Here is a 13,791-nt window from a genome sequence, read left to right on the forward strand (position 1 = left end):
CCGCCCGAAGGCGGCGGCCTCCGGTATTAAGCAGCGTGGTCAGTGGTGTGAGCGTCGGTTTCGGTGGCTTCTTCAGCCTCAGCGGTTGGTGATGTGCGCACCATCCAGTCAGGCAGCCAGCCCTGAGCATTCAGATCCTGCTCGGCGGCCTTCGCCGCATCGCGGCGCTTGAGCTTCACAATCTCTCCGGCGCGGGCACTGAGTCCGGCTTCTTCGTAGGCTTTGCCAATCTGGGCGATGGTGAGCTTGCCGAAGTAGCTCTCAGCATCCGGCTGCCACCATTTGCGCAGGTCAAAGTCCAGCGCCGCTTCCAGCCCGTCCAGTTCGCTTTTCTGCGTATGGTTGTACATACGTTCCTGAATACCGTTGATACCGTGCGCGGCACAGAATCCCAGCAGGGTGTTCACCTGCTCCGCTGACCATGAAAGCAGCCACGTGAAATCGAGATGCCAGTTTTCGGGCAGCGTTGCCTGAAGCGCCTCTTTCTGCGCTTTGAGCGCCGTCAGCGCCTTCCCTTCTTCACCGGATGGAGCCAGTGATGCAAGGTGATACTGATTCGAGGACACGGAGGCTTTCAGCGGTTCGCTGCGTTTACCGTAGCTGCGGTCAAACATACTGAGGCACAGTGTCCACGTCAGCAGCGCCACCGATACGTCGGGACGACCCGCCAGCTCGGCCTGAACGGCGAGAGTCCGTTCGGCTGACATAGCTTTTACCAGCGTTGCCGGATAGGCGTCGGCGGGAATTTCAGGCGTGGTGTGTCTGATCACATTGCTTTCACGTTCCTGACGCGCCTGTTCTTCAGCTACCCGGTCTTCGTCGGTCAGCTTGCGGATACCAGGCTGAACCTGAAAATTGCTACCGTCCCATGACACCCAGATTCCGTGCGCGGCGCGAAATTCCGGCGTGGCTTCGCGGTACTGCGCCTCGCAGTAAATGTCATCGATATCCTGCTGAAGCTCGTATTCGTAATCGTAGCTTTCAGTGGCATCCCTTTGTTCTTCCAGCTCACTGACGCGCTTCTGTTCTTCTTCCGTCAGGACAGCTTTCGGCATCGCAAAACGGTACTGTTCACCGTCCTCACCGCTGGCACGCAGTTCCGTCATACGGAACTCAGCCCAGCCCCAGCCCTGCTCCTGCTTAACGCGAGCGGCGAGCACGGTGAGCTTGCCAGCCAGCAGAGATTTCACCAGCGCCGCATCGGCAAAGGTGCTGTCCCTGTCGCTGAACAGGTCGGCGGTCAGCGTACCGCCAGCGGCGGTATAGGCTTCCTCACCCACATACTCAAACATAGGGTGACTGATGGCCATCTTGTCGTCGGTCACCATTTTGCGCAGAGTCTGTACGGCAGGATCGCGCCACTGTTCAACAGCCTCTTTCCAGACCTGCTCCTGACGCTCATGAGTATCAGCAAGTGTCAGGACTTCACACTGTTCAAGGGAGATTTCATCCCGCGCCAGCGCATCCAGCAGGGAGGGGGCAAGATTCGCCAGCTTCAGGCAGCGCTGAACGTGGCGCGGGTGATAGCCCATCAGTGCGCCGATCTGAGAGGACGTTTTACCTTCCTGCTGAAGGGTACGAAAACCGATAATCTGCTCGGCGGGATGCATGTTTTTACGTCGACCGTTCTCGATCATCGAGGCCGCCACAGCCATCTCAACGGGCAGGACTTTCACCGGAACAAACGGCGTGTCTGCATCGAGCACACCGCGCATCACCAGAATGCCTGTGCCTCTGCGGCGACCTTCCCCGCCGACAATGCCGATCGTACCGTCCGGCAGTTCTGCACCGATCAGGTTCTGGAGGATGCCCATTGCCTGAATGCTGTCTGCCATCTCTTCCACTTCCTGATCGGTATGCGGAATGATGCGCGTGTTTAAGTCAGTGTGTGACAGGCGGGAGTACGGGAAGATTTGCACGGGCGTATCAGCGAGCAGCCGGACGAGCTTCTGCTCGGTAGTCTGCGCGATTTTCTCCGCTGTCTTTTTCGCAGAGGTGGATTTCGCAGTTTTTTTTGCCGTAGTATTGGTGGCGGCCATGATTTTTACTCCTGTGTTTAAGTGATGGTCCGCCGTGGCCGGAGTGCGATCCGGTCACGGCACCCGGTTAACCGGTAATACGTTTCGGGTGTGCAGCCAGTGCTGCAAAGGACGGATAGCCGTCGAGTACCTGCATCATGACTTCCGGAGGCAATGCCTCCGGCTTTTCTGTCAGGCATCGAGCGCCTCGCGCAGGCGCATCATGACGTCGTTTTCTTCTTTCAGGGTTTCTTCAGCTGATCCGCCGCCATCCTCCGCGCATACTGCGATACGTTGCATCTCCCGTCCTGCAAGCTGCATGACTAAGGCCAGCGATTTCGCGGGAATAGTCACGGTTCGCTTCTCGCGTCGCTCATCGAGCATGGTTTCGACAATCGCCCGTATCTGGCCGATATCAGCGCCACTTTCAAGGCATGAGCTTAGCCGACGCAGGACTTCATCCAGTTCCTCATCGGTTAAATCCCAGTCAAGGCAGACGCAACGAATGTCATTTCGATTCCAGCAGGCGAAAACGTATTTCTCGCCATCGAGGTCGGAATGTCTGAACATTTCAAGGGCAATTTCTCTTGCTGTACCAATCATGTTTTTCTCCTTTTATCGGGCGGCATCGCCGCCCGTGGTCAGTCAGTCAAGGGCACGCCAGATGGTGGCGCTTTCCGGATGGGTGTCAGCAAATGCCATAAGCTGCTCATAGCGACGGCAGAAGTGGCGGCACAGTTCTTCATGGTCATGGTTGCTGTGGTGCCAGCTCCGGTGATTCAGTACCAGCGCCGTGAGGATGATCCCCGCCACTTCCCCGCTGACAGTCTGCTCAAACCAGTTGTCCGGATTGCACAGGGTCAGGCTCTCCACGTCAGGCGCCATATATCCGCCGCCTTCCGGCAGCCGGTAAAACTGCCAGAATCCCCCCTGATACTCAGGGCAGTAACGCTGGGCGTAGGCGTACACGGATGCCTCGGACGTCATAAAATCGCCGCCAAACAAATCAGGCAGGAAAGTCAGGCGCTGCGCACCCTCAAGACGAACAGCATCACAGGTCACGGTCTGGTTCATAGATCCTCCACGGTTAACATATTCTCGGTTCCGGCATCGCCGTGACGACACGACAGACCGGCGAAAAGCGGAGGACACAGGGGCGACGCCGCAAGCCGCAGCGCAAAGCCTTCACGGGCTGAATGCACCGTGAAGGGTGCGAACGGGTGAGGACGGAGGCGTAAGCGAACCCTTGTGGCCGATGCGGCCGGGCTACAGTGAAGTCACGGCGCATGCCGTCACCGCACGGAGCTTCAGAGGAGTTTCATTGTCCCGACGTGGCCCGGAGGGCAGCGGCGGATAAAAGCGGAAGGCACTGACATCCTTTTCGCAGTGGATGGCCACCGGTTGCCGGGGCGTTACCCCGGCTCTCTCCCTTACGCGGCCAGCGTCTCCTGTAATGCGTGAACGTCCTTCAGCTCATTCCTGACGGATTCAGGCTCCTGCCGCCCGGCTTCCCAGGCCATACCGATCCGGTTTTCCAGCTCGCATTCATAGTTACGCAGGACGCGGGACAGGAGTACCGCCGGAACACTCACCTGACGGTTTGCCGCTTCGCGCTGACGGGCCAGGAGATCGCTGACAGTCAGATTATTTACCCCCTCCTGACGGTATTGCGTCATTTTCATTTCGCCGATCGCCTTCATCAGATTCCGGATTTCAGTCCCGTCCGGTTCTGGCTGGGCTTCACGGCAGGCCACGCTAATCCCCTCTTCCGTCCAGACCAGCAGGACCAGGGGTTCGTCAAACGTGAACATGTTTTCAAGCTGTACACAAAGTTCTTCGCGGGTTCCGTACATCGTTTTTTCTCTCTTGTTAGGGGTTACAGGCCGGGCATCAGCCCGGCAGGGTCAGTCAGTCCTGAAAGGTTTCGTCCAGCACCAGGGCTTCGCGGTAGGCTTCAAGAAGCAGGGTGTTGATCCGGCGCAGAGTCTGCGCAGCCATACGTTCGGTAAGCGTTGCCGCGTCGTGCCGGTGCTGCGATTCGAGGCGGTTCAGCAGCATCCGCACGTCACACATGGCATTGCTGAGCGCGGCCACGTCCGCGCGCAGGTGTTCAAGGCCCGGGTAGTTCATGCCGCCTCCGGATAGTCGGGGTAAAACGCGCCGTCATTGGCCGCCGGCATCCTTCTTGCCCGTTCAACCTGTGCCAGACGTCGAACGCCGGCGGCGTGGTACTGCTCAAGCATCTCGATCCCGATATAGCGGCGGCTGGCTTCGGCGGCTGCCACGCAGGTGGAGCCGCTGCCGGCGAACGGGTCAAGGACAATAGCCCCCGGACGCGTGAGCGATTCAATCAGCGGCCGCAGGCTCTGCACCGGCTTCTCCGTCGGGTGATGTCGGTTGCCCGTGTATTTCCAGGGGATCACGTCCGGGATGGGACGGTCCGGGGTTTGCGGCCTTCCCTTTGCCAGCAGGTAGGCACTCTCATGGGTGTAACCCACGAACGTCGATTTTGAGGCGTAGCTCTTGGCAAAGACGATATGGCCAACCACCCGGAAACCGGCCGTTTTCCACGCATTCAGAAACAGATCCGCGCGGTTCCAGGCATAGAAACTCACCATCAGGCTGTCATTTTTCAGCACGCGGTACATTTCATGACAGGCGGGCTGGAGCCATTCGGCAGAGTTGTCCCCGGCCAGGGTGCGGCCGGTACGGTCCTTATAGCCAACCAGGTACGGTGGGTCGGTAAGAATAAAATCGACGGCACGCGCCGGAAAACGGGACATCACCTGCACGCAGTCACCCAGAATAAAACGGGACATAGACACACTCCTCTCTGATATGCGGCACCCTCTTGCGCCGTGCCGCCACAAAAACCCGGCGAAAAGCGGAGGGCGCAGGGGCGACGCCGCAAGCCGCAGCGCAAGCCTTTCACGGGCTGAATGCACCGTGAAAGGTACGAACGGGTGAGGACGGAGACAACGTGAACCCTTGTGACCGCAGCGGCCGGTTTAGCGTGAAGGCACGGCGTTGAACTCGCCGCCGGTTGGCGGCAATAAGGCGGAGAGAACCGACAACCTTTGTTACCGGTTCTGGTAGCTGATGAGTCAGACAAGGTATGGCAGAATGCACACTGATAATGGATTCGCGCCGTTATCTTACATGTGTGCCTTTGATTTCAGGACGTCCCCGACCGGAGACGTCTTTTTTTTGAGTCGGATATATGGCAGGTGAAAAAAGGCAGCGATTGTGCAATTATCTGTGCCGAAAACATCTGATGGGTTTTCACTTACAACGAATATGACACATTTCAGGACACCCCTCCCCGGAAGGTGTCCTTTTTTTTAGCGCCCCTTCACGTGGTCGATAGCGAACTGCAGCGTGTCCCAGTTAAAACCGATGCCTGCATCGTGGCTGTGGTCGCAGATACGCATGGCTTCTGCAATTTCCTCCTCCGACAGACTGCCATCGAGGGACAGAAAATCATCTTCCAGCAAGAACGTCCCCATACACAGTGCATCCGGTGGGTACTGCTTCAGCCTGGCGATGAGCCCTGCCACCGTCACATCATCACGACATGCAGGACGCGACGGCAGGACGCGATCAGCGATGTCGTTCCAGCACCAGTCATCGCACTCCGGTACGGGTTCCAGCAGGGTCTGTAATTCCACGCCCGGCAGCAGGGAGAGCTGCTCCAGAACCTCCCCCAGAGAAAGTCGCTCTCCGCTGGCATCTTCACTCCCCAGGTAATGGTGATTGATATAGACGGCAAACTCGCCGTTATCGAGTTCAATACAGGTCAGTCTGAACATGGTTGTGTCCTCAGCATCCGGCACCCTCTTGCGCCGTGCCGCCACAAAAACACGGCGTAAAGCGGAGGACGCCAGGGCGACGCCGAAGCCGCAGCGCAAGCCCTTCACGGGCTGAATGCACCGTGCAGGGCGCGAACGGGTGAGGACGGAGACAACGTGAACCCTTGCGACCGCAGCGGCCGGGTTAGCGTGAAGGCACGGCGGGTAATTTTTTACGGGAGATGTAAAGCGGAGGAAAAATTTCACATTAAATTAAAATGTGATTTACATCACAAAACAATACATTATAATCGCCGAAAAATTAAGCGTTTAGTTTTGACGGCAGGGATGAGATGTCACCCTGCCGTTTTTTTCTGAAGTGTACGGGACCGGATTTAACGCGCAGGAGCTGCACCAATACGTCTCAGCGCATCCTCTACTTCACGCAGCCCAAAAATATCTTCCGGCGGCTGCTCTTTTCCGGACAGGCTACATACCGTAAAGACGGCATTTGATGCGGATAATCTCTCGCGGAACAACGCCTGCAGTGCCACAACGACCAGCGTACGTTCGTCTCCTGTCAGTTCTTCAAGCTGCATACTGTTTCTTTCAGGTTAATGTTCATATTCATCCCCGCCCCTCTGGTTTTTTCTCGTCAAACGCCAGGAGAACCCCGAGGCCGATCAGTGAGGCATAGCAGACCTGCATCGCGATTGTCACCGGCAGTGAGATGTTATCAACCAGAACGCCAGGAACCACGACGGCCACGCCTGCCAGTATCATTCCCCTGCCGGTCTTTTTGACCCGTTCCGGCCACTGAGATTCAGGCACGTTCCGGGCGCGCAGAAAGTTATGAATGCACTGCACTGCTTTTTGTTTAATCACTGACATGCTTAGTCTCCGAATGCCCGGCGCATATTTTTCTTTATGCTGGTCGCTTCAGCGGATACCGGTGCGGCAGGCTCCGCTGGGTTCTCCGGCACTGCAGCCATACTCACGTCAGCCGTACCAGCCATCTGCTGAACCAGAACCTGCAGCTCGCTGACCGTGCCGGGCGGTACCGGCATACTGGCCAGCAGACGCGGCAGCTCCGGTGCGGTCGTATGCAGGGCCAGACCGGTGATAATCAGGTTTCTCAGCAGCTCTCCGCGCAGGCGGGATGACACGCCCGTCAGCACACGCTCAACCCGTTCACTGCTCCGGTCATCCTGAAGCGTCAGGGTGTAACGCCGGCGCTGGTATTCCGTCTCCGGTGACATGGCCAGAGCAGCCACGCCACCATCAGGCTCATCAGGAAGCCCTGAGAGTGAAGACCAGGTGCCGGATACCAGCGCCATCACGGCACAAAGCCGGATGGCACTCAGATGTCCGTCAAAGAACACCGGGATCAGCGCCGGTAAACGGGCATCCGTCTGGTACATCACCGCCCCGGCGGTGGCGGCGGTCCGAATGAAGTCACCGCGCAGGGGCTGTGAGATGGTGCTGATGGTCGCCATCGCCGTGATGTCGGTGCGATCGTCGCTGTGCAGATAGAAAGAATACTGGCCGTCCGGCACGTTTAGTCCTCTTTATTGTAAAGGGCAATCTCTCTGGCCAGCGCCAGCTGCGGATCGCCGATAACCTCGATACGGTCAGGAGCCAGAGGCCAGGCCTGACGTATAGCCTCTTCAATGAGGGATGCCCCTCCCCCGACCAGGAATACCCGGTTAACGCTCCTGAAGACCGTCAGCTCACTGGTGACACGCGCGCCCAGGGAAGTGATTGCCTCTGTAATTTTGTTCAGAACATCGTCAATTTTTCCGGCATCGTTGATCACTCGCTGCAGATACTGACGATCATTGCGGTTGCGGATGACCGTGTCAGCAATAAGCGCGCTGGTTTCGCTGTCTGCAGCCCGCAGCGCGCCTGCAGCTGCGCGGGTGACCTGTGACACGCCGACAGACGGATTGCCGTGTACCGCACTGATATCATCAAACTGTCCGACAATCACGCCGGCATCGAGCGTGGTTCCGCCGAGATCGATAATCAGGGTGGTCTCAGCGGGTCCGGGCTTCAGCTCCGCGAGACGGGAGAACGCCGCCGGCAGTGATTCAGGCATCACCTTCACGTCCGTTACGGTAAATGCCCTGCCCTTATTCAGAACCAGCTCACGCATCAGGTTTTCTCGTTTGCGTCGGATGTTCTCCTCGTTCCGCTGGCAGTCCCCGTCATAATACTCGCTCAGGGGCAGCGTCACGGTCAGGCTCACCGGCTGCGGCTCAAGTCCGCTGTTCAGCAGGGCATGATGCACGGCCAGCAGGTTGAGATCACCGTACTGGTATTCCACGTTTGTTGTCGGGATGGCATCCCGGCTGACGCTGTCCCAGGTGTATTTCAGCGTGCCCACCTGATAGTTGAACGTTGCGGCACTGAATTCCGCCACTTTCCAGCCATGCCGGAAGGAGTTAGCAGAAACCCGGGTCTGCAGCTCGTTTCCTTCAAACCATGCCAGCTTAACATTAGTTGAACCATCATCGCAGTAAATATTCATCATTATGCTCCGTCAATTAAACTCAATTTGATACATATTATAAGAGCAAAATGGCAAAATAAAAGCCATACTTCTCATTATGAGTAATTTAAATGTCCCATAATGATATTAAATAGCATTTTGAGTAACTTAGGTTACTCACCCTGTTCATGAAGCAGGTGATCTGGATTATCCTCACGCTGTTAAATATACTGTATGCATAACCAGTATATTTAGACGTCAGGAGGAAAGATGAAACTGCAGCTTTTCAGCACCGGGAAAGCACTCCCGCCACAGGCCCATCCGTTGTTTGCAGACCTGGCCAGCTGCGGTTTTCCGAGCCCTGCCGCTGACTATGTCGAGTCCGACCTGGATCTCCATGATTACTGCATACGGCACCCAAGCGCGACTTACTATCTCCGTGCCAGCGGTGACAGCATGTCCGACGGCAGCCTTTACAATGGCGATCTGCTGGTTGTGGACAGTGCAGAGAAGCCCCGGCACGGCGATATTGTTGTGGCCAGTGTGCAGGGGGAGTTTACGGTTAAACGGCTTCTGCTGACGCCACGACTGACGCTGCAGCCAATGAACGCCGCCTGGCCGCCGATTTATCCCGACCCGGACGATCTGGATATCTTTGGCGTCGTCACGCACATCATCCACCGCCCGAGGGAGATGTACTGATGTTTGCCCTGGCCGATGTGAACAGCTTTTATGCCAGCTGCGAACGTGTTTTCCGCCCGGATTTGAAAGGAAAGCCGGTTGTGGTGCTCAGTAATAACGATGGCTGCGTTATCGCAAGAAGTGCCGAGGCAAAGCCCTGGATCAAAATGGGCATGCCGTGGTTTCAGATGAAAAACGAAACGTATCCGGAAAAAATATACGCGTTCTCAAGCAACTATGAACTTTATGCCTCGATGTCAGCGCGCGTGATGAGCTGCCTGGAGGAGCTGGCCCCAAGGGTGGAACAGTATTCGATTGACGAGATGTTCCTCGACCTGACCGGCGTTGAGCACTGCATGGACCTGGAGGACTTCGGCCGGCAGCTGCGCCAGCACGTGTATGACTGTACCCGTCTGACCATCGGCGTGGGTGCCGGGCCGACGAAAACCCTGGCAAAATCTGCCCAGTGGGCCTCAAAGGAGTGGAAACAGTTTCGTGGTGTGCTCGCCCTGACCAGGGGGAATCCTCAGCGAACGCGGAAACTGCTTTCACTGCAGCCGGTCGAAGAGATCTGGGGCGTGGGAAACCGTATTGCACGCAAACTTAATGTACTGGGTATCAGGACCGCGCTCGATCTGGCCCTGACGAACCCGGCCTTTATACGCAAAAATTTCTCCGTCGTTCTCGAGCGAACAGTACGCGAACTGAACGGGGAAAGCTGCATGTCGCTTGAGGAAGCACCACCGACGAAACAGCAGATCGTCTGCAGCCGCAGCTTTGGAGAGAAAATCACGGAGTACGATTCGCTCCGCCAGGCTGTCTGTCAGTACGCAGAACGGGCCTCTGAAAAGCTGCGGAAAGAGCGCCAGTACTGCCGGCATATTTCCGTTTTCATCAAAACGTCTCCGTTCGCCGTTAAAGAGCCTTACTACGGCAACGTGGCCACGGAGAAACTGCTTACACCCACTCAGGACACCCGGGACATTATTGCGGCCGCCACAACGGCTCTGGAGCGTATCTGGAAGGATGGGCACCTGTATGCCAAAGCCGGTGTGATGCTGAATGACTTCACCGGCTCCGGCGTTTCGCAGCTGCAGCTGTTCGACGAACGTCCGCCACGTCCTCACAGCTCTGAGCTGATGAAGGTTCTCGATGGCATTAATCATTCCGGTCTGGGACAGATCTGGTTTGCCGGGCGAGGGATAGCGCCATCATGGCAAATGAAACGCGATATGCTCTCCCCTGCGTACACCACCCGCTGGAAAGATATTCCCGTTGCGAGGATCAGATAAATTCTGCTTTTCTGAGAGAGCCAGTAGTGCTCGCCGCAGCCGAACGACAGGGTGAAGCCCGCGAGTGAGCGAGGAAGCACCAGGGAACAAAACGAACATAATCTTCTTACGCACCTAATACAGGAATCACAGTAACAATCTCAAAATCTGTATTGTGATAGAAACAGCTGAATAGAGTGGGACCATGGTCCCAGTTAAATCCGGCGTGTGGAATCGATATTCCAGGCGGGGTTGAAGGATGAGTTCTGACACGCAAGTAGGAGGTGGGACCGTGGTCCCAGTTAAATCCGGCGTGTGGAATCGATATTCCAAGCGGGCTTGACGGGTGAGTTCTGACACGCAAGTAGGAAGTGGGACCGTGGTCCCAGTTAATCTGGTGTATGAAATCAGTATTCCGGGATGGGTTACCGTCTGAGTTCTGATATGCAGGTTGAGGGGTGAACTGCGGAACTAGTTAAGGAAAACTAGAAAAAACTGGATCTTTAGATTGTGGTAACAATCAGGTTGGGAGAAGTAAACAGATCTTTTTTACAACACTGGGCTATAGTGCAGAAAATAACTGCTTCGGATGTATATATTCCGAAGCAGCATGTAACGCATTAAGGATATTGGAAATTAATGAAGACTCTCGCGTGTATCATTAAACAGGCTAAACTTTTTGTAAGTCGCGCAGTATGGTTTCTATCTTCTCGATACACTCGGCAGGCAAACGAGATTTATCGAGATTAAAAATCACCTTATCGCCTTTGTATAGGGCTGTCGCACCAGGTACAAATTGATGACGGGTATTAAGGTTTACTTTTTTACCTGATGGCTCTTTCAGAACATCCGTCAGTAAACCAATAACTTCCTCGGATTCAAAGATAACTCCCGCTTTCTTTTGCTCATGAAGCTGTTGTGTCCGTTGCAACAATAAAGCTTCTTTTCCCGAAAATGCTTTGTACAGCGTCTCCCCTGAGCGGGCGGAAAGTTCACCAGGATGAGTAAACAGGGCAACCACTGATTTTGGCAAATGGGCCGTGTTGATGCAACGCGTGATGATTTTACGGGAAATATTCTCAGCTTCAGCCAGAGCAGAGATATTGCCGTTAAAATCATTTTCCAACCGCTGTGCATAACGGTTGCCCCGTTCATAAGCGCTGACAGGACGATAATCATTACCCAGCCGTGATAAAGCCATCATCTGTTCGTCATCGAGATCCCCGACGAGAACACGATAATCTGATGATGTCAGTATGGCGGCTTTACGACGGCGACTACCATCAGCAATTTCAATGACACCTTCTACCCTTCGTCCGAACGCAGGCGTCTGTTGACCACTCAGCATAAAAGAGGGAATCAGATCATCAAGCGCGTCTTCGGTCAGTAGTTCCTGGTCACGTTCATTACCTGACCAGACTCTTGATGCCGTCTCAACACTCTCGCCCGGGATCGCTTCCAGAATAAATTTCACTTCCCGGCCACAAACCGGAAGCAGAATGGTATTCCCGCGGGCCATGGCTCCAACCCGTGCAATTAATGAATCAACCATCGGTGCAGCGGGTGCCGCTGAAGGTTCAGTTTCGGGGCGGATATCTTTTACGGTATGTTTTGGAATGACTGGTGCACGTTTCATTATCTGATCTCCCAGCGAGGTTTAATCAGGCGATCAAAAATTTCATTACAGACAGGCTCCCAGATAGACAGCGCATTTCGCCAGGCTCCTGTAGATGAGCGCTGATCGATAGCCTGCTCAAACACCGTTCTCATACGGATCTGACCTTTACCGACTTCGTCGGTCTCGCGAACAACGTTTTTCAGTACCATGCTTCCCCAGGCATCGCGGATCTGTTCTTCCATCCAGGGTGACTGTGAGCCATTGTTATTGCTGTACTTGGTCAGAAGAATTCTAACGTCAGGTTCAAAACCCTGCAGGTCCACGTTTTTTAACAGGTCGCGCAGCATGTCAAAAAACTGAAGGGCAGAGGTGTAATCAAATAACTCTGCTGGCGTTGGCACGATGAGTACATCTGCAGCACAGACGACATTGATGGTACCAATACCGAGGTTCGGTGCACTGTCGATAACAATGACATCATAATCATGGGCCACTGTTTCGATGGCCAGGCGAAGCATCATATGAGGTTCTGTCGGCAGTTTCCCGTTGTCAAACCTTCCCATTAGTTCTGTCTCAATGCGGTGCAGAGCCAGGCATGAAGGTATGATGTCGAGACCCGGCCAGCAGGTGGCTTTGACGGCATAGGCTGCATCATCGCGCTCACCAAGATAAAAAGGCAGCAGTGTGTCTTCGGCATGGATATGCAAATCAGGGACCCAGCCGTGGTACATGGAGGCTGTGCCTTGAGGATCGTTCCCTTCGACAAGCAGTACTCGCAGCCCTTTCAGCGCCAGGTCCTGTGCCAAATGTACAGATACAGATGTCTTATAGACACCCCCTTTATGTGCTGCCACCGCGATGACGGGCGGAACGCTGTCATCAGGACGGCGCAGACGGGTGCCAAATACATCCCGCATATGGTTGATTTGTTCAATGGTGTAGCCCACCCGCTGCTCTACACGTCCACGCATTTCCATATCAGGATGGGGAAGGCGTCCTGCTTTTTCTGCATCACGGATTGCCTGAGAAGAAACGCCAATCAGATCGGCGGCCTCACCCACACGCCAGCGACGGGTAATTTTCCTGGCTTCCGGGCTATCATCGTTAAACTGTGCAATCGCGATAGCTTTCGTCATTTCATGACCGGCCGTAATGCACTGGTCAAGCGTTTCCATCAGTCCCATTCTTTGTTCCTTATTATTATCTTTGCATTAATCTATTAAATCTTGGTAAAAGGCGCAAAGCAACATTAAAGTTGCAAACCGTCTTAAATATTGCAAAGCCGATCAAAATATAGTCTTGTTCAGTTCAGCATCCGCCTGAAAGGCTGCCGCATGCTTCAGTCAATATCATCCGCTCGCCGCAGAAAGTATGCGCGCGTAGGCGCATGCGTCGAGGAAGCGGAATTACTCCGTACTAACAAGGTGTGGCTGACGCTCTGAAGCTAACGAAGCTCCACTGGAAGGAACTGAATGGTAAGGAATTGACTATAGTATGCAGATTATTGACTGCGGTATGAAGCTGAATAGGAATAGGGAAGAGTAATTACATGCATTTTTCTGCATATCACAGTCAAGACTATTGCCTTTCCTGGTGTTGTATTACTGGGTTGTTGTACCAAGATTCACATTGTGTCATGTCAGTGGTCCATATGTATTGGATGCTGGCTGTTATTCCATATTTCGATCCAGTAATTGATCCTTAAGGAGATCATGTTGAGATCAAAAAGAGATCCCCGGATCGTTTAGCGCCCCGCTACGCCTGATCCTGGAGACTATCTTCATTAACTGTGGTGTGTGGTATGTTGACTGTTGTGTGCGAGATCAACTATTGCGGTATGCAATTGTATTAACTGGGGTATGTATTTCCGTTGACTGTGATATGCGTATATACTTTCGTTTGTGGATAACCGCGGGTTAATAAA

General features: G+C 54.6%; 15 protein-coding genes. 2 read left to right on the top strand and 13 right to left on the bottom strand.

From position 1 onward, the window contains the following. Positions 1-26 precede the first annotated feature (26 nt). The 11 genes from AAHF05_RS24935 to parM all read right to left on the bottom strand — a co-directional run bounded on the left by AAHF05_RS24935 (position 27) and on the right by parM (position 8,336). The gene (locus AAHF05_RS24935) at positions 27-2,039 is read right to left on the bottom strand and encodes a ParB N-terminal domain-containing protein (RefSeq protein WP_033147102.1); all 2,013 of its coding nucleotides are present in this window, start codon (positions 2,037-2,039) and stop codon (positions 27-29) included. A gap of 171 nt (positions 2,040-2,210) precedes the next feature. Next, complete coding sequence (locus AAHF05_RS24940) at positions 2,211-2,621, bottom strand: DUF1380 family protein (RefSeq protein WP_023327697.1); 411 nt, start codon at positions 2,619-2,621, stop codon at positions 2,211-2,213. A 42-nt stretch (positions 2,622-2,663) separates the two neighbouring features. Next, the gene (locus tag AAHF05_RS24945; protein ID WP_008502215.1) at positions 2,664-3,092 is read right to left on the bottom strand and encodes an antirestriction protein; all 429 of its coding nucleotides are present in this window, start codon (positions 3,090-3,092) and stop codon (positions 2,664-2,666) included. Positions 3,093-3,448: 356 nt separating this feature from the next. Next, positions 3,449-3,871, bottom strand: coding sequence for a DUF1380 family protein (locus tag AAHF05_RS24950; protein ID WP_023327696.1), 423 nt, complete (start codon positions 3,869-3,871; stop codon positions 3,449-3,451). Between the two features lie 55 nt (positions 3,872-3,926). Beyond that, complete coding sequence (locus AAHF05_RS24955) at positions 3,927-4,148, bottom strand: hypothetical protein (protein WP_013087144.1); 222 nt, start codon at positions 4,146-4,148, stop codon at positions 3,927-3,929. Continuing rightward, entirely contained in the window at positions 4,145-4,837 is a 693-nt protein-coding gene (locus AAHF05_RS24960; protein ID WP_023327695.1) for a DNA methylase, read from the bottom strand. Before AAHF05_RS24960 ends, AAHF05_RS24955 begins: the two co-directional genes overlap by 4 nt. Before the next feature lie 522 nt (positions 4,838-5,359). Further along, a complete protein-coding gene (locus AAHF05_RS24965) occupies positions 5,360-5,827 on the bottom strand; it encodes a hypothetical protein (protein ID WP_108091228.1) in 468 nt (155 codons plus the stop codon). 374 nt (positions 5,828-6,201) lie between these two features. Continuing rightward, the gene (locus tag AAHF05_RS24970) at positions 6,202-6,405 is read right to left on the bottom strand and encodes a hypothetical protein (protein WP_013087140.1); all 204 of its coding nucleotides are present in this window, start codon (positions 6,403-6,405) and stop codon (positions 6,202-6,204) included. A gap of 28 nt (positions 6,406-6,433) precedes the next feature. After that, a complete protein-coding gene (locus AAHF05_RS24975) occupies positions 6,434-6,697 on the bottom strand; it encodes a hypothetical protein (protein ID WP_013087139.1) in 264 nt (87 codons plus the stop codon). Positions 6,698-6,699: 2 nt separating this feature from the next. Further along, the gene (locus AAHF05_RS24980; RefSeq protein WP_023327693.1) at positions 6,700-7,362 is read right to left on the bottom strand and encodes a plasmid partitioning/stability family protein; all 663 of its coding nucleotides are present in this window, start codon (positions 7,360-7,362) and stop codon (positions 6,700-6,702) included. Positions 7,363-7,364: 2 nt separating this feature from the next. Further along, on the bottom strand, positions 7,365-8,336 hold the full coding sequence (parM, locus tag AAHF05_RS24985) for a plasmid segregation protein ParM domain-containing protein (protein WP_023327692.1): 972 nt from the start codon (positions 8,334-8,336) through the stop codon (positions 7,365-7,367). 231 nt (positions 8,337-8,567) lie between these two features. Here parM and umuD point away from each other — a divergent pair, with 231 nt between their 5' ends. Both umuD and AAHF05_RS24995 read left to right on the top strand, forming a co-directional pair. Further along, complete coding sequence (gene umuD, locus AAHF05_RS24990; protein ID WP_013087136.1) at positions 8,568-8,999, top strand: translesion error-prone DNA polymerase V autoproteolytic subunit; 432 nt, start codon at positions 8,568-8,570, stop codon at positions 8,997-8,999. Continuing rightward, positions 8,999-10,270, top strand: a complete 1,272-nt coding sequence (locus AAHF05_RS24995; protein WP_013087135.1) for a Y-family DNA polymerase — start codon at positions 8,999-9,001, stop codon at positions 10,268-10,270. Before umuD ends, AAHF05_RS24995 begins: the two co-directional genes overlap by 1 nt. A 649-nt stretch (positions 10,271-10,919) precedes the next feature. On the opposite strand, the gene AAHF05_RS25000 is transcribed toward AAHF05_RS24995, so the two are convergent. Beyond that, complete coding sequence (locus AAHF05_RS25000) at positions 10,920-11,885, bottom strand: ParB/RepB/Spo0J family plasmid partition protein (protein WP_023327690.1); 966 nt, start codon at positions 11,883-11,885, stop codon at positions 10,920-10,922. Beyond that, the gene (gene sopA, locus AAHF05_RS25005; RefSeq protein WP_023327689.1) at positions 11,885-13,051 is read right to left on the bottom strand and encodes a plasmid-partitioning protein SopA; all 1,167 of its coding nucleotides are present in this window, start codon (positions 13,049-13,051) and stop codon (positions 11,885-11,887) included. The genes AAHF05_RS25000 and sopA overlap by 1 nt, the downstream gene beginning before the upstream one ends. Positions 13,052-13,791: the final 740 nt, after the last annotated feature.

The sequence above is a fragment of the Enterobacter adelaidei genome (assembly GCF_041937165.1).
Classification (GTDB): Bacteria; Pseudomonadota; Gammaproteobacteria; order Enterobacterales; family Enterobacteriaceae; genus Enterobacter; species Enterobacter adelaidei.